The organism is Enterococcus lemanii (genome assembly GCF_016909125.1).
In the GTDB taxonomy this organism is placed as follows: Bacteria; Bacillota; Bacilli; order Lactobacillales; family Enterococcaceae; genus Enterococcus_I; species Enterococcus_I lemanii.
In genome coordinates this window covers 1-24488 of sequence record NZ_JAFBFD010000009.1, presented here as the reverse complement: position 1 = coordinate 24488, position 24488 = coordinate 1, and the positions used below count along the sequence as shown (strand labels likewise).

22 protein-coding genes and 1 pseudogene are annotated in these 24488 nt (G+C 38.5%); 14 read left to right on the top strand and 9 right to left on the bottom strand.

All coding sequences use genetic code 11. The features are described 5' to 3' along the window. The first annotated feature begins 23 nt into the window (after positions 1–23). The 5 genes from argC to argF are packed head-to-tail and all read left to right on the top strand — an operon-like array spanning position 24 to position 5193. Positions 24–971, top strand: coding sequence for an N-acetyl-gamma-glutamyl-phosphate reductase (gene argC / locus JOD14_RS03865; RefSeq protein WP_204653387.1), 948 nt, complete (start codon positions 24–26; stop codon positions 969–971). Positions 972–975: 4 nt separating this feature from the next. Then, a complete protein-coding gene (gene argJ, locus JOD14_RS03860; protein ID WP_204653385.1) occupies positions 976–2208 on the top strand; it encodes a bifunctional glutamate N-acetyltransferase/amino-acid acetyltransferase ArgJ in 1233 nt (410 codons plus the stop codon). Positions 2209–2226: 18 nt separating this feature from the next. Then, positions 2227–3084: an acetylglutamate kinase gene (gene argB / locus JOD14_RS03855; protein ID WP_204653383.1), complete on the top strand. Its 858-nt coding sequence runs from the start codon at positions 2227–2229 to the stop codon at positions 3082–3084. Positions 3085–3098: 14 nt separating this feature from the next. Beyond that, positions 3099–4277, top strand: coding sequence for an aspartate aminotransferase family protein (locus JOD14_RS03850; protein WP_204653382.1), 1179 nt, complete (start codon positions 3099–3101; stop codon positions 4275–4277). 13 nt (positions 4278–4290) lie between these two features. Then, positions 4291–5193 (top strand): ornithine carbamoyltransferase, encoded by a 903-nt coding sequence (gene argF / locus JOD14_RS03845; protein WP_204653380.1) that lies wholly within the window; start codon positions 4291–4293, stop codon positions 5191–5193. A 65-nt stretch (positions 5194–5258) separates the two neighbouring features. Here argF and JOD14_RS03840 read toward each other — a convergent pair whose 3' ends face one another. Together JOD14_RS03840 and JOD14_RS13090 are read right to left on the bottom strand one after the other, a co-directional pair. Continuing rightward, on the bottom strand, positions 5259–6302 hold the full coding sequence (locus JOD14_RS03840) for a hypothetical protein (RefSeq protein WP_204653379.1): 1044 nt from the start codon (positions 6300–6302) through the stop codon (positions 5259–5261). A gap of 125 nt (positions 6303–6427) precedes the next feature. Continuing rightward, positions 6428–7234 carry a methyl-accepting chemotaxis protein gene (locus tag JOD14_RS13090; protein ID WP_239576072.1) on the bottom strand — a complete coding sequence of 269 codons (807 nt, stop codon included), beginning with the start codon at positions 7232–7234 and terminating at the stop codon, positions 6428–6430. A gap of 105 nt (positions 7235–7339) precedes the next feature. Here JOD14_RS13090 and JOD14_RS03830 point away from each other — a divergent pair, with 105 nt between their 5' ends. After that, the gene (locus JOD14_RS03830) at positions 7340–7624 is read left to right on the top strand and encodes a hypothetical protein (RefSeq protein WP_204653378.1); all 285 of its coding nucleotides are present in this window, start codon (positions 7340–7342) and stop codon (positions 7622–7624) included. 66 nt (positions 7625–7690) lie between these two features. Here the strand turns inward: JOD14_RS03830 and JOD14_RS03825 are convergent, their stop codons facing one another. The 5 genes from JOD14_RS03825 to JOD14_RS03805 form a co-directional block, all read right to left on the bottom strand. Next, a complete protein-coding gene (locus JOD14_RS03825; protein ID WP_204653377.1) occupies positions 7691–9763 on the bottom strand; it encodes an FtsX-like permease family protein in 2073 nt (690 codons plus the stop codon). Further along, positions 9738–10508 (bottom strand): ABC transporter ATP-binding protein, encoded by a 771-nt coding sequence (locus JOD14_RS03820; RefSeq protein ID WP_204653376.1) that lies wholly within the window; start codon positions 10506–10508, stop codon positions 9738–9740. The genes JOD14_RS03825 and JOD14_RS03820 overlap by 26 nt, the downstream gene beginning before the upstream one ends. A gap of 199 nt (positions 10509–10707) precedes the next feature. Next, positions 10708–11673 (bottom strand): sensor histidine kinase, encoded by a 966-nt coding sequence (locus JOD14_RS03815; protein WP_204653375.1) that lies wholly within the window; start codon positions 11671–11673, stop codon positions 10708–10710. Position 11674: 1 nt separating this feature from the next. Then, positions 11675–12364, bottom strand: a complete 690-nt coding sequence (locus JOD14_RS03810) for a response regulator transcription factor (protein ID WP_338031664.1) — start codon at positions 12362–12364, stop codon at positions 11675–11677. Positions 12365–12619: 255 nt separating this feature from the next. Continuing rightward, entirely contained in the window at positions 12620–13456 is an 837-nt protein-coding gene (locus tag JOD14_RS03805; RefSeq protein ID WP_204653372.1) for a MerR family transcriptional regulator, read from the bottom strand. An 86-nt stretch (positions 13457–13542) separates the two neighbouring features. On the opposite strand from JOD14_RS03805, the gene JOD14_RS03800 reads away from it, so the two are divergent. The 6 genes from JOD14_RS03800 (at position 13543) to JOD14_RS03775 (ending at position 19173) form a co-directional block, all read left to right on the top strand. Further along, positions 13543–14571 carry an NAD(P)H-dependent amine dehydrogenase family protein gene (locus JOD14_RS03800; RefSeq protein ID WP_204653371.1) on the top strand — a complete coding sequence of 343 codons (1029 nt, stop codon included), beginning with the start codon at positions 13543–13545 and terminating at the stop codon, positions 14569–14571. A gap of 136 nt (positions 14572–14707) precedes the next feature. Beyond that, entirely contained in the window at positions 14708–16024 is a 1317-nt protein-coding gene (locus JOD14_RS03795) for an APC family permease (RefSeq protein ID WP_204653370.1), read from the top strand. A gap of 146 nt (positions 16025–16170) precedes the next feature. Continuing rightward, entirely contained in the window at positions 16171–16824 is a 654-nt protein-coding gene (locus tag JOD14_RS03790) for a GNAT family N-acetyltransferase (protein ID WP_204653369.1), read from the top strand. 66 nt (positions 16825–16890) lie between these two features. Continuing rightward, a complete protein-coding gene (locus JOD14_RS03785) occupies positions 16891–17337 on the top strand; it encodes a MarR family winged helix-turn-helix transcriptional regulator (RefSeq protein ID WP_204653368.1) in 447 nt (148 codons plus the stop codon). After that, the gene (locus tag JOD14_RS03780) at positions 17321–17725 is read left to right on the top strand and encodes an organic hydroperoxide resistance protein (RefSeq protein WP_204653367.1); all 405 of its coding nucleotides are present in this window, start codon (positions 17321–17323) and stop codon (positions 17723–17725) included. The genes JOD14_RS03785 and JOD14_RS03780 overlap by 17 nt, the downstream gene beginning before the upstream one ends. A gap of 332 nt (positions 17726–18057) precedes the next feature. Beyond that, positions 18058–19173 carry an RNA-guided endonuclease InsQ/TnpB family protein gene (locus JOD14_RS03775; protein ID WP_204653366.1) on the top strand — a complete coding sequence of 372 codons (1116 nt, stop codon included), beginning with the start codon at positions 18058–18060 and terminating at the stop codon, positions 19171–19173. Positions 19174–19356: 183 nt separating this feature from the next. On the opposite strand, the pseudogene JOD14_RS13590 reads toward JOD14_RS03775, so the two are convergent. Further along, positions 19357–19440, bottom strand: a pseudogene (locus JOD14_RS13590) (oleate hydratase); the annotation flags it as partial. Between the two features lie 383 nt (positions 19441–19823). Between JOD14_RS13590 and JOD14_RS03765 the strand changes: the two are divergent. Together JOD14_RS03765 and JOD14_RS03760 are read left to right on the top strand one after the other, a co-directional pair. Next, positions 19824–21287: a peptide MFS transporter gene (locus JOD14_RS03765; RefSeq protein ID WP_204653364.1), complete on the top strand. Its 1464-nt coding sequence runs from the start codon at positions 19824–19826 to the stop codon at positions 21285–21287. A 122-nt stretch (positions 21288–21409) separates the two neighbouring features. Further along, positions 21410–23329 carry a PTS fructose transporter subunit IIABC gene (locus JOD14_RS03760; protein ID WP_204653363.1) on the top strand — a complete coding sequence of 640 codons (1920 nt, stop codon included), beginning with the start codon at positions 21410–21412 and terminating at the stop codon, positions 23327–23329. A gap of 127 nt (positions 23330–23456) precedes the next feature. On the opposite strand, the gene JOD14_RS03755 is transcribed toward JOD14_RS03760, so the two are convergent. Beyond that, a partial coding sequence (locus JOD14_RS03755; protein ID WP_204653362.1) for an IS4 family transposase occupies positions 23457–24488 on the bottom strand: 1032 nt, incomplete at its 5' end.

Genomic DNA, 24488 nt, shown 5'->3' with positions numbered 1-24488 from the left:
CTGAAAAAAAGGAGGAGCGCCAAGTGAAAAAAACCGTGTACATTGATGGACAAGCAGGCACAACCGGTTTAGAAATTTATGAACGATTAGAAAAAAGAGCGGATTTGGAAATTTTAAAAATTGATGAGGCGTTACGCAAGGATTTGTCTGAACGTAAAAAAATGTTAAACCAAGCCGATTATGTCTTTTTATGTCTACCCGATCAAGCCGCCAAAGAAGCAGTCGCCTTAATTGAAAACGAAAAAGTCAAAGTGCTCGATGCGTCAACGGCTCACCGGACGGATCCAGACTGGGCTTACGGATTTCCCGAATTATCGGGCGCACATCGCGAAAAAATTCAAAATTCTAAACGTGTAGCAGTCCCGGGCTGTTATGCAACGGGCTTTTTAGCGTTAGTTTATCCACTCATAGCAGCTGGGATTTTACCCAAAGATTATCCCGTAACTTGTCATGCAATCAGTGGGTATAGTGGTGGCGGGAAGGCGACGATTGCCGAGTATGAAGCAAGCGAGCGCTCAAGTGAACTGGACGCGCCACGCTTATACGCTCTCGGACAAACGCATAAGCATTTGAAAGAGATGCAAGCAATTTCAGGCTTAGCTTATCCTCCGCTATTTAACCCAATCATTGCCGATTATTACCAAGGAATGATCGTTTCAATTCCACTGCATACCCGGTTATTAAAGGAGAAAAAAAGCGCCCAAGAACTGCAACGTTTTTTTGCTGATTATTACCAAGCAACGAATTTTATTCATGTTCAACCAGCAGGAGAAACAACTTTTTTAGCTGGCAATCAACGAACCAAAACTAATGAGTTAGAAATTTTTGTTGAAGGACATGACGACCAAGTGTTATTGGTCGCACGCTTAGATAATTTAGGAAAAGGGGCCTCCGGAGCAGCCGTTCAATGTTTAAATATTTTATTAGGAATTGACGAAACAACGTCACTAACAACGAAAAAAAAGGAGTGAAAAAATGACCACGTTCCAATATCAAGTCATTGAAGAAGGCGTGTGTGCACCAAAAGGTTTTTACGCTTCAGGTGTGCATTGCGGTCTTCGTAAAAATAAAAACCGCCCCGATTTAGCCTTAATTTATAGCGATGTTTTATGCCAAGCAGCGGCGGTCTATACTCAAAATAAAGTAAAAGGGGCCCCCATTTATATCACTCAAAAACACTTAACGACCCCAAAAGCGCAAGCCGTAATCGTGAACAGTGGCAATGCCAATACATGCAACGCGGACGGTGAAGAAAAAGCAACAATCATGTGCGAAACGATTGCCAAAGAACTAGGCATTGCGGCAACGGATGTGATTGTAGCGTCGACAGGCATCATTGGTGAAAGTTTGCCCGTTGAAAAAATTGTTCAAGCTTGCCCAGAATTAAAAAATAAATTAGCCGTTACAGGAAATGACGAAGCAGCCAATGCGATTTTAACGACCGATACGTGCAAAAAAGAATTTGCGCTGGAGTTTTTAATTGGCGGAAAAAAAGTTACCATGGGCGGTATCGCCAAAGGAAGTGGTATGATTCATCCTAATATGGCGACGATGCTTTGCTTTTTAACCACTGATGTTAATATTCACCCCGAACTATTACAAAAAGCATTAAAAGAAATCACCGATGAAACGTTTAACATGATTTCGGTTGATGGTGATACTTCAACGAATGATATGGTTAGTATTTTAGCTTCCGGTCAAGCCGAAAACCCACTCATTTCAACTGAAGATTCGCTAGATTTTAAAGCATTTAAAGAAGCCCTTTTCATTATTTTACGCTACTTATCACGAGCAATTGCCCAAGATGGCGAAGGCGCATCGAAATTACTTGAATGTCGCGTAGTCGGTGCGAGCGAATTATTAACTGCACGTAAAATTGCCAAAAGCGTCATTACTTCTAGCTTAGTGAAAAGCGCGATGTTTGGCGAAGACCCGAACTGGGGCCGAATTTTATGCGCGATTGGTTATACCGAAGCAGATTTTGATATTAATCAAGTCAATGTGACGTTTGCTTCCGATAAAGGGCAAGCAATTGTTTGTCAAAATGGTCGTGGCGTTGACTTTGAGAAAATGGATTTAGGTAAAATTTTAAAAGCCGATGAAATTCAAATCTTTATCGATTTACAAGCCGGGAATGAAGAAGCGACCGCCTGGGGTTGCGATTTAACTTATGATTACGTCAAAATTAATGCGGATTACCATACCTAAAATACAGGAGGGGCAAAATTGAAAATTGAAAACCAGTTACGGGCAGATGTTTTAACCGATGCCCTGCCTTATATTCAAAAATACCATCAAAAAATTGTCGTCGTAAAATACGGCGGCAACGCAATGACTAGCGATGAGCTCAAAGATTATGTCATGAAAGATTTAGTCTTGCTTTCTTTAATTGGCATCAAAATCGTACTTGTTCATGGTGGTGGACCAGAAATTAATGACATGTTAGCCCGCGTTGGGAAACAGCCGAAATTTATTAATGGCCTACGTTATACCGATCAAGAGACCATGGAAATTGTGCAAATGGTTTTAGCAGGTAAAATTAATAAAAATTTAGTCGCTCAACTCGAAAAAAATGGCGGGAAAGCTTTAGGGTTATGTGGAATGGATGCGTCAATGATCCAAGCCCAAAAATTAACCGGTCCAGACGATTTAGGATTTGTTGGAGAAATTACACAAATTAATCCAGAACCAATTTTTACGGCGCTTGACCAAGGTTATATTCCAGTGGTTTCAACGATTGGTATTGGAGACGACCAGCAAAGTTATAATATTAATGCTGATACCGCAGCGGCAAAGATTGCAGCGGCTTTATGCGCGGAAAATCTAATTTTAATGTCTGATATTAAAGGGTTATTACTCGATAAAGACGATGAATCAACGCTTGTTCAAAGTGTTCATGTTAGTGAAGTCCCACGTTTGAAACAACAAGGCATTATCTCTGGGGGCATGATCCCTAAAATTGATTGTTGTGTGGAGGCGATTCGTCGAGGCGTGAAGCGTTCAATTATCATTGACGGGCGCACACCACATTCGATTTTAATTGAGTTATTATCAAAAGAAGGCGTCGGAACGATGTTTTACTAGGGAAGGGGAAAGTCATGAGTACGCAGGAAAAAATGGATCAATACACGATGCAAACGTATAAAAGACAAGAAGTTTGCCTTGTTTCAGGCAAAGGTGCAACGGCAACAGACGAACAAGGGAAAACCTATATTGACTTTGGCAGTGGTATCGGGGTCAATGCACTAGGATACGCACCAGAACAATGGGCCCAAGCAGTCGCCTTACAAGCGCAAACCCTACAGCATACGTCTAATTTATATTACACTAAGCCTGCTGCAGAATTAGCCCAAGCACTTTGTGAACGAACCGGTTACCAAAAGGTTTTCTTTGCAAACTCAGGAGCCGAAGCTAATGAAGGCGCCATTAAACTCGCTAGGAAATATAGCCATGATCGCTACGGAGCCAAAGCCAATCGCAACAAAGTCGTAAGTTTAGTCAATTCTTTTCACGGACGAACAATTACGACATTAGCGGCAACAGGACAAGAAGTTTTCCATCAAAATTATTTTCCATTTACACCCGGTTTTGTTGCGATACCAGCCAACGAAACGAGCCATTTAGCTGAAGCGCTAGACGAGCAAGTTTGTGCCGTTATCATTGAATTTATTCAAGGAGAAGGGGGCGTGATTCCGTTAACCCAAGCGTTTGTTGCACAACTCGTCGCCTTTTGCCAAGAAAGAGATATCCTGATTATTGCTGACGAAGTTCAAACAGGTGTCGGACGCACGGGGACTTTCTTAACCAGCGAACAATACGGTTTTCAACCAGATATTACCACACTAGCAAAAGGCTTAGGTGGCGGATTGCCAATCGGGGCGTTTTTATGTAATGAGAAATTAGCCAACGTTTTTCAATATGGGGATCATGGCACTACTTTTGGCGGCAATCCAGTTGCTTGTGCCGGTGCACTAGTAATTTTACAAACGCTTGATGACGCGTTGTTAGCAGAAGTCAGAGAAAAAAGTGACCAAATTAAGACCGTTTTACAAAGTTCGCCAGAAGTCGGTCAAATTGACGGACTTGGCTTAATGCTTGGGATTGAACTAAAAACAAAAACCGCACCAGCAGTCTTAAAAGAATGTTTAGCCAATGGGGTAATTGTCTTAAGCGCCAAGGAAAAAGTTCGCTTACTTCCGCCATTAAACATTACAAAAGAAGAATTAAATCAAGGATTAGAAATTTTATTGCACGTTTTAAATGCGACCAACCATTAGGAGGGAAAACCCAGTGAAACATCTATTAAAAATTTTAGACCTAGAAAAAGAAGAGATTTTAGACTTGCTAAACTTAGCCGATCAATTAAAATATGAACAAAAAAACGGCATTGCTCATCCTCATTTAGCCGGTAAAACATTAGCGATGATTTTTGAAAAATCCTCTACCCGAACCCGCGTATCTTTTGAAGTGGGGATGTTTCAATTAGGGGGCCATCCGCTTTTCTTAAGTTCAAATGACTTACAAATTGGTCGTGGGGAGCCAACCATTGATACGGCGCGCGTGTTGTCTCGTTATTGTGACGGTATTATGATTCGAACTTTTGGACAAGAAGAAGTAGAGGAATTAGCGAAATACAGTCAGATTCCAGTCATTAACGGATTGACCGATTTTGCTCATCCTTGCCAGATTTTAGCCGATTTATTAACGATTCGTGAGTACAAAGGCAGTTTTGAAGGATTAAAAGTTTGCTTCATCGGGGATACCAATAACATGGCCAATTCTTTAATTGTAGGTTCGTTAAAATTAGGGATGCAATTTTCTTTAGCAACCCCGGACAAATACCAGTTACATCCAGAAATTGCGGCTTTCGTAGCAGATAATCCATTGTTTGAACAAACATCCGATGTTTTAGCCGCGGCAAGCCAAGCCGACGTAGTGATTACCGACGTTTGGGCGTCAATGGGCGATGAAGGAGAAGCCGAGCAAAGAAAACAGGATTTTGCTGGTTTTCAAATTAACCAAGCCGTGATGGACGTTGCAAAAGAAGACGCCATTGTGCTTCACTGTCTACCTGCACACCGCGAAGAAGAAATTACAACAGAAGTCTTTGAAAAATATGCCGATGTAATTTTTGATGAAGCCGAAAACCGCCTTCATGCACAAAAAGCCGTCTTAGTAAAATTAATGAAGTAAAAAAATCCGAGCAATCAAGCCAAAAAGAAGGCGAAGATTGTTCGGATTTTTTTAGCAAAACCAAGCTACTGTTGAATTAAATTTTTGAAATCAAAGACCAACACGTGATTAATTGGAAACGCATTTAGTCTAGAACGATATTCTTTTGCATCAGACTCGAAAATCGCATACAAACGCTCATCTTCAACAAAGATTTGCTCAAGATAAGCAGGAAAGTCCAATGATTGCAATAAATCATCGGAATCAAAATCAAATTGCGGCTTATGAATATCATTAGCAAAAAACAAAAGGTGGGAACTTTTATCACCAAACGACTGCGAAAATAAAATCGTATCGTGATAAAAAGCGACGCCTTGGAGTTTCTTTTCCGTATTAAAAGTCTCATCTTTTGCTCGGCGACTTTTTAAAGCTTGATTACTCCCTTTTTTTGAGAAATCTAAAAAACCTTGTTCATTTAAAAAATAACTAATCAATTCACCTTCATGTTCTTTTGTAAAGTCACCAACCCATAATTCTTCGTTATAGTAAGTGATAAAAGAAGCACTCTTTACATCGGTCAAAAGCGTTTGGGTTAAGTATTGGATTTCTTTTTTTGCATGGGAAAAATCATCATCCTCTAATTGTTGCAATGACAAAGCTGAAATTTGAGCAGAACCATTTTCGGCTTCCGTTGTGATCCATAAATTCTGATGAATAAAGTCATAAGCTAAGCCACCAACATGCGGGGTCCCAGGTAAAACAATGGTCTTTATATACTTACCAGAATTTTTATCAAGTAAAAATAAAACCGACTGGAATTCTTTTCCCTTGTTATAGGCCGAAAGAATCAAATAATTTTCAGCAATAACGAGCCCTTGTGGCACCATATTAGCTGTAAAACCAACCTTGCCTGTTTCGACATTGATTGAAGCAATCTTATCTAAGTTCGGAATTTTGTATTGCGTATAAGGTTTTTCATCCAACAAAGCAGCATGAAGTTCTGGATATTCTTTGGCTAAATGGGTCGTAGTTGTGGAATAATTCGATTTCGGAAAAAACAAAGAATAAGCAAATAACAAACCGCCAGCTACTAAAACAATTAGGCCAAGTATTATTTTTTTGTTTTTCAAAATAAATTCCCCCTTCCTAGTTAAATTGTAATAAATTAAGCAAAAAAAGCAAGAAAAGACCCTAAGAGGCTCTTAGGGTTGTTATGCGATAGTCAATTTGAACGGTAGGTGGGGAGTGCTATTATTTATTTTGCTTCTTTTTCTAGTTCTTCAATCATTTTTTCGAAATGTTTTTCAGTTTCAATCATTTCACTTTGAAGTTGTTGTGAAATCGTATTGACACTTTGAACTTCTCGACGAATATTGTCAACGTTGTTATTGACTTGCTCAATTGATTTAGCGACGTTCGCAGCTAATTTTCGGACTTCTTCAGCTACAATATTAAAACCTTTGCCATGTTCCCCCGCCCGAGCCGCTTCAATGGCTGCATTTAAAGCTAAAATATTTGTTTGACGAGAAATTTGTTGAATCAAAGTAGAGACTTCTTGGATGCTCATCGTTTGTTCATTTAAAGCATTTAAGGCAAGTTCTTGCTCAATATTATTATGCTGAACAAGTGTAACCAATTCTTTTGGTGCTTGCTTTAAGCGTGTTAGAACCGCTTGGTGGTCATTTTCTCTTTTTGTTACATCGGTTGCAATTTTCATGACTGCTTCAACTTTTCCCGATTCCCCAACAATTGGAAAATAAGTTGCTTCAAGCCAAACAATATCCCCTCTTTTCCCAACACGTTGGATTTTATTTTGGAATTTTTTGCCTGCTTGCAAATCTTGCCAAAATTTTTCGTAACGTGGATGTTTCAAAAGCTCTTGGGTACAAAGGCTTTGGTGTTTTAAATGGATCATTTCACTTGCTTGATAGCCTAGAACTTGAGCAAATGTTTGATTTACCCAAATTACTTCCCGATTCAAGTTTAACTGAATCATCGCCAGACTATTTTCCATTGCAAAAAGGACATCATTTGGATTCAGCACTTGTGTAGAGATATTCATTTTTATTCTCCATTCTTACTTGATTTTTATCAATTCCATCAATGACTCTATCGGCTATAATATAAGCAAGTTTAAGAGGGAAAAGATAGAAAGAGGAGAAAAAACATGGAAAATTATCAAGACTACTTAATGGAAAATTTAGAACAACTAGACAAATTTACAAGAGTCGTTGCCAAAGTACATGGTGAAAACCACCCTGAACTACATGTCGTTCGCGCAACCTTTTTACAAATGAAAGACGCTGTTGAGACGACACCAACAGCTGATTTACGTATTTATCTTAATAAAATCGCCACGATAACAAAAAACTATACCTTGCCAAACGACGCTTGCCAGACGTATGCCACAACTTATGAGTTATTGAAAAAAGCCAGCGAACTCGCACAGTAAAGAAAAAAGAAGGAAACGCTCTTTATAAAAAAGCGTTCCTTCTTTTTTGTGCTCTTTAACCTTGTTTTAAAAAGATTGTGGATTTTCCGCACGCACATTTAGATGAATCAAATAACGCCAACACGAAAGAGTAAATAAAATCAGTTGTAAAACAAAATAAATCGCGATGATGAACCAGTAATAATGCCAAAGAGAGATGCCGCTTAGTTGCACTAACCCCCAAAACGCAACGGCCGAATGCAATGTCGCAAGTAAGAGTGGTAAAAAGTACATGGTAAATAACTGGCGTATAATAATCTTTCGTCGCATTTTAGGTGTTAAACCAATTTGATAAAGCGTCTGGTGATAACGACCTTGTTTATCCAAATCACCAAATAAACGAAAATATAAAATAGAAGCAGTGAAAAGAAAGAAGACCCCGCCAAGTAATAAACCAATCATTAAGATAAACCCATTCGCTTGTCGCTTCATTTTCCAATTATTATACAAAGAAGTAAATTCAAAAAAATCTTGATAAGCGATATCCCATTGTTCAGCGTATTCCTCGTTCGTAATTTTACCAGCCTCAGACGCCTGATGTAAGTTTTCCATATTTTCTTCAAAAAGATGCACTTTATAATTCAATTCATCAATAATTTGATTATTTAAATCCGGGAAGTTTTCCCAGCCAGGAAAATCAATGACTTGATAAGAGCGTCCGTAGATATCTGTTGGTTGTGCGTCATTTAAAAAACGATCGACAAACGCATCCGAAGCAAGCCAAGTCTTTTCATAATTAATTAGTCGAAAGGAAAAAGGCGCATCGATTAAATTTAATTCATAGGGATCACTATAATCGTCTTCGTTTTTTGGGACTTCAATCACTTGTTCGGTAGGGTTTTCAACAATGGATTCTACATCAAAAGCAGGGACGAAAAGGTCATTTTCAGTGATTGGTAGTGTTTCAAGTTTGAATCGTTTAGCAATTCGATTATAATCAGAAACCCGCATGATGCTACCATAAAAATTCGAGCTAACCGTTGGAATGCGAAAACTAAAAGCATACGTATCAAATTCTTCCAAACTCGCTGAATGACCAGCTATTTTGATTTTTGTTAGAATCTCTTGTCCTAAATTTTCAGTCGTTGTGGCCGTGTTTTTATGAATGGAAGACGGACGACTGAAAACAAAAGCTGCCGGTAAGTTGTTTCTAGTCGTTGCCTCATAACTACCTAAAGTTGCAGTGACTGAAACACCGACAAGGGCAACGGCGGCAGTACAAGTAATTAAAGCAAATAAATTGGCATTTTCTTTGGCGCGATGAATGCCTTCTGTCGTAAGTAAAAAAGTTTCTTTTTTCCAAAAACGGGTGGATTGTCGTTTACGTAAGTAGTAAAAAACACTAACTTGGTGAAAGAATAAAAATGTTCCGATCACCGTGGCAAAAACAACGAAAAACAACGTGAAGAAACCTCGAAGACTGAAAACAAAGTAAACAAGTGCACCATAACCAGAACCGATTAATAAAAAAGCGAGCAACACATAGATGAAGCGAACTTTTGGTAAAGGATCAGGCATGTCGCCACTTTTGCCAAGTTGCGTGAGATTCGCTGTTTCGATTTTTATAATCAGTAAAAAACTAACAAGTAAAAATAAAAGAAAATAAATAACTACTGTGGTAAGAATCCCCATCGTTGGGAAATAAAAGTCTAAACCACTCGTAATATTTAATAAACTTTTTATGAAAATTAAAATAATCTTCATAAAAACCAACCCAAATAAAGTGCCAGAAGTAATCGCAGCGGCTCCAATGACCATGTTCTCACCAAAAAGCAAACGTTTGAGATCACGTGGTCGAATCCCAAGCATGACATAGATACTTAAGTCGGTTTGCCTTGATTTAGCAAAGACACCAAAAGAATACCAAAGGAAGATGAAAGAAAGAAAAACAATTAAGAGTTGGCTGACGACCATCGCCATTTGAGCAAACTCAGCAATTAAATGATTACTTCCCCCAAGGCCGCTTTTTAGTTGAGGATGGAAATTCAAAATTGAAAAAATAAAAAAGACAAATACTGAAAAAGTACTACTTAAAAAATAGCCAAGATAGGTTCGATGTGAGCGGATGACATTATTAATAATCAGCTTGGAAAAACGCATGCGAACGACCTCCTAAATGACTTAAAACCGTTAAGATTTTTTGGTAAAATTCTTCTCGACTTTTCCCTAAGTAAATTTCATTATAAAATTTACCATCTTTAATAAAAATCACACGGTTACAAAAACTAGCAGAATAAGCGTCATGCGTAACCATTAGCGTCGTAATTTGACGTTCAAAGTTCAGTTGACTTAATAAACGCATGACCGTATCTGCTGATTTTGAATCAAGGTTTCCAGTCGGCTCATCGGCTAAAATCAAGGTTGGTTGATGAATCAAGGCACGACAGATCGCCACTCGTTGCATTTCACCACCAGAAAGTTGGTAAGTACGTTTGTCACGTAAAGCTGCAATCCCTAATTCTTCTAACAATTCATCCGCTTTTTTTAACATGACATCTGGTTTTTCCCCATCTAAAGTAAGTGGCAGGACAATATTTTCAATCACGGTTAAAGGAGCGAGCAGGTTATAATGTTGAAAAACAAAACCAAGCTTATGACGTCTAAAATCAGCCAAGCGATTTTTTTCATAAAGCTGGGGATTTTCATTGTCTAGTAAAATTTCGCCAGTTGTTGGTTGGTCAAGTGTCGCAATACAATTAAGTAAAGTCGTCTTCCCACTACCAGAAGGCCCCATAATCGCCACCATTTCCCCTTTTTCAATCGTTAAATCAATTCCTTTTAAGACTTCAACCGTGACTTCGCCAGAATAATTTTTTGTGAGTTGTTTAATTTTTAGTAACGACATGCTTTTCCTCCTAAAACGTCTTTTCTAAAGTGTAGCAAAGAACCAAACTTCTGCCTATTGTTGTAACTAACAACTTGCTTACAAATTTGTAAGATAAAAAAAGAACAAAGACGCAAACAAATGCGCAACTTTAAGCCAAGTGGCAAAAGTTCTTTTGCGACGAAAATGTTTGAGTGCTTGTTCTTTATTGAAAGGATGTCTAAGTCGGGATTTGTAGTGCGACACTCGTTCCATAGCCAACAGTTGAATGAATCGTTAATTCGATCCCCAACTCATCGGCAACTTGTTGGACTAAATATAACCCCATCCCTGTGGCCTCACCAAATTTCCGGCCATTTTCCCCTGTAAAGAAAGCTTGTTTCACTCGTGGTAAATCAGAAGCCGGAATTCCAATCCCGTGATCGGTAATCGTGAGTGTCACTGCTTGTTCCTCAGTTACCGCCTTTAATTCAATCGTTCCTTGTGGATGTGAATATTTCAGTGCGTTGGTAAGTAGTTGCTCAATCATAAACGTTAGCCATTTTTCATCACTAATTACTTGCAAGGCCTCTTCAATTTCAACACTAGGGAAAAGTTTCCGCTGGATAAAAGCGGTTTTTTGGTTATTGACGGCGTTCGTAACGATTTTATTTAGCGATAAAGGCGCTAAAATAAAGTCTTTTTGAAAATCAGTTCCTAGACGCGCTTCGTTTAACGCTAAGTTTAAGCCAGATTTTAAGCGATGGGTTTCAGTCAAAACATCGTGACGAGTAAGCTGGTTATTTTGTGCCATTAACTCTAGAACACTCAGTGGCGTTTTCATCTGATGAACCCATAAATTCATGAAAGTGATTTGTTGTTGTTGACGTTGGGCATGTTTTAAAACCATTTGTTCTTCAATTCGTAAACGTTCGTCCATTTTTCGTTTCATTTGTTGACTTAGATTGCTCGTATCACCAATTAGCAATTGATCGGTTTTCCCCGATAAAAAACGATACAACTCTTTTTTCGACCGACAATCAAAGAAAAAAACAAAAACAAACAATAAAATCGAAATAAACCAAAAATAAAGGACTAACTGTAAGGAAAAAGCATTGGTTAAATAAATAACAAAGGCAAGAAAACTAACAATCCCAAAGCTAGTAAACAATGCAAAACCATTCATTTTTAAGTAGAAACGGATCAATTTAAGCTTCCCCCCAGTCTAATAAGTAACCTTTGCCGCGAACCGTTGTGATAATGTTTGTCGGCAAACCGAGGTCCTCTAGTTTTTTTCGTAAACGTCCCATGTTCACCGATAACGTATTATCATCGACAAAACGAGCATCGTCCCAAATTTTCATTAATAAAATTTCACGAGGGACAAGTTTTGGTGCGGATTCTAGTAGTAGTTCGAGAAGTTCGCCTTCTTTTTTGGTCAGCAATTCTTTTTGATTTTGATAATGTACTTCTAGCCTTTCAGGATAATAAGCTAGACCTTGTCGCGCAAGAGTTCGTTCCTTATTGGCTGCATATTCGCCATAAGCACGCCGTAATTGGCTTTTAATTTTAGCGATAAGGACTTCATTGGCAAAAGGCTTGACCAAATAATCATCGCCACCATATTCTACAGCCATCACCTGGTCCATCGGTGAATCTCTGGCAGATAAGAAAATAATAGGAACATTGGTGTGTTGTCGAATTTGTTTTGTCCAGTAAAAGCCATCAAAGTAAGGCAAATTAATATCCATTAAGACTAGATCAGGCTGAACTTCTAGAAATTCTTGATCAAGTGCTTGAAAATTGGTGCTAGGAAAAACCTCAAAATTATATTTTTCAATTGCTTCTTTCACGAGTTTGGCAAGAGCAAAATCGTCTTCAACTAAAAATATTTTCACAGCAAGTCTCCTCATTTACTATTTTTTGTTCCATCCATAAAGTACGTGTTGCTATTTATTTTACCTTTTCTTGTAAAAGAAGACCACTTTATTATAAGAATTTTTAATGCGTAAATGCTAGAAGGGGAAATTGATATCAAATCGACTTGTTATGCAAAATAAAGCGCGTGAAAAAAAGGAGCTATTAAGTGAAGATAAGATTTACTTTGAATGTTGGCAAAATGAATTTTTGAGAGAAACGAATCACTTCTAATTTTAAAAGGATTCGTTTAAAGCGACTTGTTTAATTGGAATTTGCATACGAATAAACATGGAGCGGTTAATATCTGAAGTTTTATTTTTTTCGTATAAAACCTCGCAAATATAGTCACCAATGACTTGATAATTCTTTTGTTCTAATTCAAGATGAAACGATTTTAAGCGATGCAGTTCTTCCTTAAAAGAGTGACAATAAAAAGTAGCGTATGTTCCTTTAGGTAGTTGTTTTGCTAGGGGATTTTTCTTGTTCGTAAATATAAAAAGCTCTTTTGAAATAAAACTTTGGTCAATAAAAGACTGGCGTGGCATCAGAGAACCAACACATTTAAATTGATTTGAATCACTTCGCTGGTTCTTAAACTCTCGCAAAGAAAATTCATACTCTTCTTCTGACATCGTATAAATGTTTTGACTAATTGGATACGACAAAATATACCTTGCCGGAAATTCACAAATTTCAATGGTTTGACAGTGTTGTTTATTTTGATAAGTGAGTGCACCTTCTTGAAAATTCTTAATAGCTTGTAGTTGTAATTGAATACTAGCTAACTGATTCGTTAATTCGTTTTTCTTTTTTTCAACTAGCTCATTTAGTTCGGTCAAACTATCAGTATCATTCATGATTTGTTTTATCTCAGCTAAAGAAAAATTGATCTGTTGGAAGAATTGAATGTTGTCGATGACAGCCGATTGCTTAATATGGTAGTAGCGGTAGTTGGTTATGGGGTCAACCCAAATTGGGGCTAACAAATGAATTTCTTCGTAATAACGTAACGCTTGAATCGAAACTTGATTATAACGTGCAAAATCACCAATTTTCATCTTTGAAAACATTTTCAATACTCTCCCTTGACTCTATAGTTACTAGAGAGATTATACTATGAATGTGAAAATAAATACAATTAATAGGAGGCAGTTCAATGTTTACAGAAAAAATTCGTGTCGTTCAATATGGTTGCGGTAAAATGTCAAAAGTTTTAGTGAAGTATTTAATGGATCATGGTGCAGAAATTGTCGGTGCGATTGATAATAATCCGAATGTTGTCGGAAAAGACATTGGCGATTTCGCAGAATTAGGCTATCAAACAGGCGTAAAAATAGCTGCGAATGCCCAAGAAGTATTGGAAAGTTGTGACGCAGACATTGCGATTGTAACGATATTTAGTTATATGGAAGAAATGGAAAAGTTCTATGAAACATGCATTGTTAACCACGTAAACGTAATTACGACGTGTGAGGAAGCGATTTATCCATGGAATACCGCACCGGCTGTTACCAACCGCTTAGACAAATTGGCAAAAAAACATGGGGTAACAATTACTGGAAGTGGCATGCAAGATATTTACTGGATTAATATACCAACCTTGATGATGGCTGGAATGAACAAAATTAAAAAAATAAAAGGTGCAGTTAGCTATAACGTAGAAGATTATGGTTTGGCTTTAGCAGAGGCGCATGGTGCAGGTTATGATTTAGTAACATTTGAAACTGAAATTGCCCAAGCTGAAAGTTTACCATCTTACATGTGGAACGCAGCAGAAGGCATTTGTGCTAAAATGCATTGGACGATTCAAGCGATTAGCCAAAAGAGTGTTCCATTTGTCTTAGAAGAAGATGTTTATTCTGAAACATTAGGTCGGACAATCCCAGCTGGCGATGCAATTGGTATGTCGGCAGTAACAACAATTCATACCCATCAAGGCATTGAACTTGAAGTCGAATGTATTGGAAAAGTGTACCGTGAAAATGATGGCGATATGTGTGATTGGGAAATTACTGGAGAGCCAGATATGGTCTTCTCACTTGAAAAACCGGATACTGTAGCGCATACCTGTGCAACGGTAGTTAACCGAATCCCATCAGTTTTACATGCCCCAGCGGGTTTTGTAACAGCTGAAAAATTAGAAGAACCTAATTACTTAACTTACCCGCTACATCTTTATGTATAAATAAAATTTGCTCAAATGCTGATCATTTTGATCTGCATTTGAGTTTTTCTTTTTTTATGAAATCACAATGGAAATTTCCATAAATTTTCAGTATACTTTGACTAATAAGTTTTATTACAGAAAGCGAGTGGAATAATTGGAAAATCAAAAATTAAGAAAAGAGATTTCTTTAACAGGCGCTTTGTCAACTGTTATGGGGACCGTGATTGGTGCAGGGGTCTTTTTTAAAGCAGCAGCGGTCGTCTCGCATACACAAAATGCGCAACTCGCTTTACTTGCTTGGTTTGTCGCTGGGTTGTTAACAATTTGCGGTGGATTAACAGTTGCAGAATTAGCAACAGCCATTCCTAAAACAGGAGGCGCAATTCAGTACATTGAAGTAACTTATGGCAAATTACCGGCCTTCTTGTTAGGTTGGGCGCAATCAATTATCTATTTCCCAGCCAATATTGCCGCCTTGAGTATCATTTTTGCAACACAGTTTATTCATCTTTTTCATCTAAGTACCGTCTTTTTAATCCCAATTGCTCTTTTAACGGCAATTAGTGTCACGAGCATTAATTTATTAGGAACAAGAGTGGCTGCAAAAGTTCAAACAATCACATTGTTTATTAAACTATTGCCAATTGCAGCGATTATTATCGTCGGTTTATTGACACCTGGACAAGTAACCGTCTCACTAGTCGACCTAGATTTAAATACGAATTCCTCTTGGTTAGCGGGGTTCAGCGGGGCGTTGTTAGCCACTTTATTTGCTTATGATGGTTGGTTAAATGTTGGAAACGTTGCTGGTGAAATGAAACAACCAGAAAAAGATTTGCCCAAAGCCATTGTTTTAGGACTTGGTTTTGTGACACTCGTTTATTGCTTTATTAATTTTGTTTTTGTAAAAACTTTACCAGTCGATGCGATCGCTGGAAATTTAAATGCCTCATCAGAAGTGGCCATGGCGATTTTTGGAAATTCAGGCGGAAAAATAGTCACACTCGGTATTTTAATTTCAGTCTATGGCGCATTAAATGGTTATACAATGACCGGCATACGTGTCCCTTATGCGCTTGCGTTGCAAAATAATTTTCGTTTTAGCCAACCTTTAACAAAATTATCACGTCGGACGTATGTTCCTTATTGGGCAGCTCTTTTTCAAATTTTAATTGCTTGTGCGATGATTTTTGTAGGAAGCTTCGACTTACTAACAGACATGCTTGTGTTTGTTATGTGGTTTTTCAGTCTCTTAATTTTTGCAGCAGTCTTTATTTTACGCGTCAAACAACCGAATCTGTTGCGTCCTTATAAAGTACCATTTTATCCAATCGTACCACTCATTGCCATGTTGGGCGGTGGTTTTATATTAGTCATGACTTGTTTAACCCAACCTTTACTCGTCATCTCCGGAATCGGCCTAACCCTACTAGGAATCCCAGTTTATTATTACGGCAAAAAAAGGTGTTGAAAATGGCGTTTTGCTCCAAGCTGTTCTTGCATCCGGGATTATAAAAAGAATACTTATAGATCAAAAGAGGCTGTGGCTGATGTCGCAGTCCCTTTTTTTGTTAATCATCCGTTATAATAGAGAAAAAAGAACTGGAGGTCATTGTTATGCTAGATAAAAATATTCCATTTAAACACATTTATATGAAAATTGCAGCCCAAGATCTTTTACAGGTCCAAGTGCCTGCGTTACCCAAGGGTTATCGTTTTCGCTTTTATCAACCAGGCGATGAGAAGCACTGGGCGAAGTTAGAGTTAGCCGTAGCTGAATTTGAAACGGATAAGGCCGCGCTTGAGCGTTATCAGGCTGAATTTTTACCAGGCGGCGAACGTTTGGAAAAATTAAGAGAACAATATCATTTGCCAGTAATTGATTTAACTAAAAGGCAAGTCTTTATTGAAGATGCTAAAGGACAAGTCGTTGCAACCGCGACGGCTTGGTTTGCCGATAAGCAAGGAGTATTTCAACCGATTTTGCATTGGGTGAGCGTGGATCCAACCCGACAAGGTCTAGGACTGGGACAAGCGGTTGTTGCTAAAGTTTTATCTTTATTTCCAGAATTAAACCCAGGTCAAGACGTGATGCTTCATACACAAACATGGAGCTACCCAGCAGTGGTGTTGTACCACAAACTTGGTTTTTATTTATGCAAAAATGAAGGCTTACGTTTAGACAATGACTACCATCATGGGCTTTTAGAGGTATTAGCGACGGTCATCAAAGAACCCATTTTAACTGAAATAAAACAAGTAACAAAATAAGTGAGCGTATCATTTGTTTTTTAAAATTAAATTGTGTACAATCTAAATAGATGGAGGTGAGAGAAAATGATCCGACCGGTAATTAGTGAACAATTGTGTTTTGCGATTTATAATGCGCAAAAAGAATTTTCCCGTGTGTATAATATGGCGTTAGAACCTTTTCAATTAACATATACGCAATATTTAACGCTGCTTGTTTTGTGGGAAAAAGACCAACAAACCGTTTCTGAAATTGGTCAAGCCTTGTCGCTAGATAGTGGTACTTTAACACCAATGATTAAACGAATGGAACAAAACGGTTACGTGACGCGCGAACGTTGTAAGAGCGATGAGCGAAAAGTTTTGGTTGCTTTGACCCAAAAAGCACAAGACAATCAAGAAGCAATTCTTTCAACGGTGACGAGTTGTTTAACGATTGTGACCGAAGACCAAGAAGAATATTTTCGCTTACTACATCAAATCAACCAACTAGCAAAGAAAGTAGGAGGAATCACCCATGAAAAAAGTTTATGAAACAAAAATTATCAACACCGGCGGCCGCGAAGGAGAAGTTTATTCACCAGATCATAGTTTTGAACATAAAGTGACCTCTCCAGGAAAAAAAGTTGAAAATGCAACGAACCCAGAACAATTATTTGCTGCTGCATACAGTGCTTGTTTCAATGGCGCATTAGAACTTGCCATGAGTCAAGAAAAAGACGAACATCCAAGTACCGTAACTGCTCGCGTTGGTTTATTTGCCGATGATGTGGAAGGCTTCCATATTGAAGTAACATTAGAAATTCACATTGAGGGCGTCGATCATGACCGTGCCACTTTCTTAGCTCAAAAAGCGGATCAAATTTGTCCTTATTCAAAAGCGCTTCGTGGAAATGTTCCTGTGACGCTTGAGATTGTTTAAATAATAGCAAGAAAAACACCTTTGAAATTCGTTTGGAAAAACGCGGATTTCAAAGGTGTTTTTTGTTAAATGAGTTTGGCTTCTTCTAGAACTTCTTCAAGGAAAGTTCCTTTAATTTTCTTCATCGCTTCATGCAAGAAGAGCTTATCTTTCATCTAAACCCGACAAGGATACGCCCACTTCCATCGTGTGCAGGGCGAAGCCAAACGATAAGTGGGTGAGGAATGGTCGTCAGCTACGAACATAGCTGAAATGCTTTTTTCTAACATAAAGTATTTAATTTCACTAGGATATATATAGTATAATAACATTAGTGAAAGGTGGTGAAGTGGATGTCTACCGTTACGGCAAAAATACAAGTTTACGTTTCGAGTCTCCAAGCGGAAAATCTAAAGGCCACAACGGACGCTTACCGTGAGGCGTGCAATTGGCTGTCGAAACATGTTTTTGAGACAAAAGACCTGAATCAAGTAAGTTTAAACAAGCGCTATTACGCTGATTTGCGACGTCTGTTTGAGCTAAAAAGCCAGATGGCACAATCGGTAATGAAAACCGTTAGCGCGCGTTATAAATCAGCGCAATCGAACGGACACCACTGGTCTTTCATTGTGTTTAAGCTTCCTGAATACGACCTCGTTTGGAATCGAGATTATTCTCTGACGCAAAATCAATTTAGCGTAAACACGTTAGCGGGTCGCCTTAAATTGAATTACGAACGTACCGCCATGAAAAAATACTTTAATGGTACGTGGAAATTCGGCACGGCGAAATTAGTGTACAAATATCAAAAATGGTTTTTGCACATACCGATGACAAAAGAGTTTCCAGAACTGAACGACACCGATGTCAAGAATATTGTTGGTATTGATTTAGGTATTAATTTTCTAGCGACGACGTATGACAGTCAAGGAAAGACCACGTTCTACAATGGTAACGTTGTCAAACATAAACGCGGGCAATTTAAAGCCGTTCGTAAACAATTGCAATTGCGTCAAACGCCTTCTGCTCGTAAAAAATTAAAACAAATCGGCTCAAGAGAAAACCGTTATGTCGCTGATGTGAACCATCAGATTACAAAAGCACTCGTTGATAAATACCCGAAAGGGACGCTGTTTGTTTTAGAAGATTTAACGGGCGTTCGTTCGGCGACTGAAAAAGTACGCGTGAAAAACCGCTATGTTTCTGTCTCCTGGGCGTTCTACCAATTCCGTCAATGTTTGGAATATAAAGCAAAACTGAACGGACAAAAGGTAATTACGGTCGATCCTAGATACACGTCTCAAACGTGTCCGAAATGTGGACATATTGAAAAAGCAAATCGCAATAAAAAACGACACCTGTTTAAGTGTAAGAATTGCCAGTACGAATCAAATGACGACCGTATTGCAGCGATGAACTTACACCGCAAAGGAATTGAACATATCGGTGTTGTTACCACAAGAGTATAACTCTTGTGGTAGGGGCGAAGTCAACCGTCCTTATATTCCACCATACGAAGGTAGGAGGTCTAAACAACCGTTCGCACTACTGGGTAGGAATAAGTGTAATGGTTATCTGTAAGGGCAGAAACCCTGTCGAATTTAGACAGACACAAGCCCCCACTTCAAACGGTTACGTTAAGTGGTGGGTCGTTGACCTAAAACAGATTGTCCGGGTTGCTCAAGTGACGGAATGGAGCGAAAGAGATCCCAAAGCGTTTCAAAATGGTTTTCCATTAAAATTCAAGAAAATCCTTATTTGCAATCCTTCATTTGATGCCCCCTCCCCCGATTTGTTAATTGATACTCGTCACTCATTCTTTTTTTAAATAAATTGTTTCATATTCTTTTGTTAAAAAAGGTTTTTATGCATTTATTGCTAACTCCTCCGTACAAACTAAATTGGTTTTTAAATAGTGATTATTTAATAGAAATGTCTAATTTTAAAATAAAATTAAAAAAGAACGATTTTAAATTAAAATCATGAGAATTAAATGATTTTTTTGTTGGATACCTTGCATCGCTTCATCAAAGGCGTATAATTTTTCAGTGTTTAGGAAAAGCATAGCATAAATTTTCAGAAAAATTGAACTATTTTTGAAAAAAGAAAAGGTGGAATTATGGACAGTACAGACAAAAGTTTTTTAGGCCAACCCAAAGGACTCGCAACATTATTTTTTACCGAGATGTGGGAACGATTTAGTTATTATGGTATGCGGGCAATTTTACTCTATTACATGTATGACACGATTGCTAATGGTGGTTTAGCTTTACCAAAAGCAACAGCCGTAGCCATTATGTCCGTATATGGCTCGCTCGTTTTTATGTCAAGTATTTTAGGCGGTTGGATTTCTGACCGTTTGTTAGGGATGCGCCAAACCGTTTTTATTGGTGGGCTATTTATTATGCTCGGCCACATTGTTTTGGCCACACCATTTGGGATGACGGCTTTATTTATTTCGATGATTTTCATTGTAATTGGGACAGGAATGCTAAAAGCTAGCGTATCTACGATGGTCGGCAATTTATATGCGCCGGAAGATTTAAGACGCGATGCAGGTTTTTCAATTTTTTATATGGGGATTAACCTAGGAAGTTTACTCGCCCCAATTATTGTCGGTACACTCGGTCAAAATGTGAATTATCATTTAGGTTTTTCAGTGGCGGCTGTGGGGATGTTTGTTGGGTTAGTCGTTTATTATTTTCAAGGGAAAAAAACATTAAAAGCCATTGGTTTAAAACCAACGAACCCAATTTTAAAAGAAGAACGTCAAAAATTAGCCAAAACAATTGGCTTGGTTTCAGCAGTAGTGATGCTCATTTTTGTATTCGCTGCTTTAACCAACCGTCTAACGATTGATTTTTTTATTAATTTTGTTAGTGTGCTCGGAATTGGCTTGCCTTTTTATTATTTTACCAAAATGCTGACTTCAAAAGACGTAACACCAGAAGAACGCAGTAAAGTTCGAGCGTATATCCCTTTATTTTTATCAGCAATTGTTTTTTGGTCTTTAGAAGAGCAAGGGTCATCGATTTTAGCTTTGTTTGCGGCGGATCGAACGCAAGGGACGCTGTGGGGTTTTAATGTACCAGCGAGTTGGTACCAAATCTTAAATCCCGTCTTTGTTGTTGTGCTAACGCCATTTTTTGTTTGGTTATGGACAAAATTAGGGGATCGACAACCTTCAACGGTGGCAAAGTTTTCAATTGGGCTTTTATTTACCGGTAGCTCGTTCATTTTATTAATGTTTCCATCAATTTTATTTGGAACTGAGCAACGAGTGAGCCCGATGTGGTTAATTTTGAGCTTCTTTATTATGATTATTGGTGAGATGTGTTTATCACCAGTTGGTTTATCAGTGACTACTAAGCTAGCGCCAAAAGCTTTCCAAGCACAAACTTTGGCTTTGTGGTTACTAGCCGATGCAACGTCGCAAGCGATTAATGCACAAATTGCTCGTTTTTTTACACCAGCTACAGAAGGTGCGTATTTCGGGATTGTCGGAGGCGTCGCAGTATTAACAGGGATTGCCCTTTATTTCATTCGCCAACCAATTCAAAATTTAATGGGGAACGTTCGCTAAAAGAAAAGTCGCAGAAATGCGGCTTTTTTTAATCTTTCCCTGATTGCCGTTATAACGGAAGGCGCTTAACCTTAATTCTTTTTTCTTTTTTTATATAATAGAAAGTGAGGAGAGTGGTAAAAATGAAAAAAATCGTAGCAATTACTTCTTGTCCAGTTGGTATTGCTCATACGTACATGGCAGCCGAAAACTTAGAAAAAGCTGGAAAAGAATTAGGCGTACAAGTCATTGTCGAAACACATGGTTCCATTGGTGTTGAAAATGAACTGAGTGCCCAAGATATCCAAGAAGCGCAAGGGGTGATTATTGCAGCCGATACGAAAGTTGATTTGTCTCGTTTTTATGGCAAACAATTAATTAACGTGGGCGTGCAAGATGGCATTCATAAGTCAGTTGCTTTGGTTCAACAAATTTTAGATAACAAAGCGCCGATTCATTTAAGTGATTCAAAAACGGAACACCTTGAGCAACAAAAAGAAGCCAAAGGAATCGGGCAACAAATCTATAAGAGTTTGATGAATGGTGTTTCTTACATGGTGCCATTTGTGGTAACTGGTGGATTATTAATTGCACTGGCTTTAACTTTAGGTGGTGAACCTGGTCCTGGTGGGATTGCGGTTCCTGAGGGTACGATTTGGGCCACGATGTTAAGTATTGGTAGTATTGCGATGGGCTTAATGGTACCCGTCTTGTCCGCCTTCATTGCACAAAGTATTGCGGATCGTCCTGGTTTAGTTCCAGGTTTTGTCGGCGGGATGTTAGCGGCTAACGGTGCCTTGTATGGTAGTGACGCAAATGCGGGCTTCTTAGGCGGAATTATTACTGGTTTCTTAGCCGGTTACATTGTGTTAGCGATTAAAAAAATTCCCGTACCAAAAGTTGTCCAATCAATTATGCCAATTATTATTATTCCAATTGTGAGTTCAGTCATTGTCGGATTATCTTTTATTTATATTATTGGCGAACCAGTTGCTTGGATGTTTAAAGCGTTAACGGAATTTCTCGTTGGCATGCAAGGTGGTAGTGAAGTTATTTTAGCGATGATTTTAGGGGCGATGATTGCCTTTGATATGGGTGGGCCATTTAACAAAGTCGCGTTCTTATTTGGTTCAGGTCTAATTGCAGAAGGGAACTACTCTATTATGGGACCAATTGCAGTTGCGATTTGTATCCCACCACTTGCTTTAGGAACTGCATCGTTTGTTTTGAAAAATAAATTTACTCGTCCAGAACAAGAAGCTGGAAAAGCGGCGTTTGCAATGGGACTTTTTGGGATTACTGAAGGAGCGATTCCATTTGCTTCAACCGATCCAGTTCGAGTAATTCCAAGTATTGTTGTTGGTTCAATGACTGGTTCCGTCGTTGCGATGTTAAGTGGTGTAACCAACCAAGTCGCACACGGTGGCCCAATTGTCGCAGTATTAGGAGCGGTTGGGAATGTTTTAATGTTCTTTGTGGCAGTCGCAGCCGGGATTGCTGTAACTGTCTTGATGTTAAGTTTCTTAAAACCAACCATTCAAACAGCACCGCCTGTCGTTGTAGCAGAAGTTGCTACTCAAACAGAAGCAACCACACCAAAAGCAGAATTTTCTTCCATTTTAGATATTATTGCCGATGATTCGATTGTCTTAGATATTCCAGCTGCAACAAAAGAAGCCGTGATTGATGAATTAACGACTCGTTTAGCAGCAACTGGGAATGTGACCAATGCAGCTCGTTTTAAAGAAGCCATTTATGCCCGTGAAGCCGAAAGTACAACTGGAATTGGTATGGGAATCGCTATTCCTCATGGAAAATCAGACAGCGTAACCACCCCAACTTTAGCTTTTGCAAGAAGCAATGCGGGTGTTGACTGGCAATCACTTGATGGTGAAGCGTCTCATTTAATCTTTATGATTGCCGTGCCTAAAAATGCACAAGGCGATATGCATCTAAAAATTTTACAACGCTTATCACGTAAGTTAATGGACGATGATTTCCGTCAAGCATTAATGCAAGCCAAAAATCAAGCAGAAATTAAAGCGTTACTTGCTGAAATGTAAAAAGAAAGTAGACCATGTTGGTAATTCTCGTCAACATGGTTTATTTTAGTGTTATAGACTAAAACTTGAAACATAAAAAGTGCACACGAATCCCATGATATCAAGAAAACAACCCGATAATTTAGTTTCAAGCAACCAACTTCAACTGGTTTTGTGTTGCTTGAGGTAGTTTTTTGAGAAACTGGTCCATGATGTTATTTAAAGTTTCTTCAGAAAGCACCATTTCGTTCGCAAATACTTCTTTAAAAAGCTCGAGAAGTTGGCTGATTGCTTCTGAAAAACTGATATCTGATAATTCTTCAATCATCAAATAAAATAACTCGCCCATCGTTCTTTCATCGGTTTGTTCACGGTGTTGGACAGCCAAAATAAGGTAACTAACGGCGACTGTAATCGTATGCGCAAAAATTCCGTCATAAGAAAGCCCTTGATACTTGGACAGACGAAGATGTTGTTTGCAGATTTTAAAATAAACCTCAATTGACCAGCGTTTTCCATATAGCTGAATGATTTCATCTTCACTCAAAGAAATATCAGTGGTGGCTAGGACGAGATAATCATTGCGCTTATTCCGATTTCTTACGTACACAAGTTTAATTGGCAGTACTTGACCATCTATTTCAGATTCAACACAAATAGAAAGCAGATATCTTGAACGACCTCTTCGCTTTTTCTCTGTTTGAAAAATGGTTTTAACATCGACCCATTCACCATGGTATCGATAATAAACTTTCTTTGAGCGTTTAAGCATACATACGGCATGAAGCTTCATCTTGTGTAGCGCATGAAACATTTTGGGACTTGAAAACCAAGAATCAAACAAGACATAGTTGGCTGTTATTCCTTCTTTTAGAGCCGCTTGAAGAAGCTCAACTAGGACATCCGTGCCTTTTCGTTGTGCCTGCGCTTTTCTTCTTCCAGAATGGGTGCGATGATCCACTTTCCCTGCTTCACGGACTTTCTTACTTGAAGATAACAGGCTAAAAGCAACAGGTAAAAAGGTATTGCCGTCACTCCAGCCAAGTTGAAGAAAACGAAAGCCTTTCTTATTTTTATGATTGGCATGATCGTATTGCCAACCGCAAAGCTCGACATTTTTCGCGTTTAATCGCTCATACATGGAGTCATCTACAATAAACACTTCTTTACGGTCCTCATT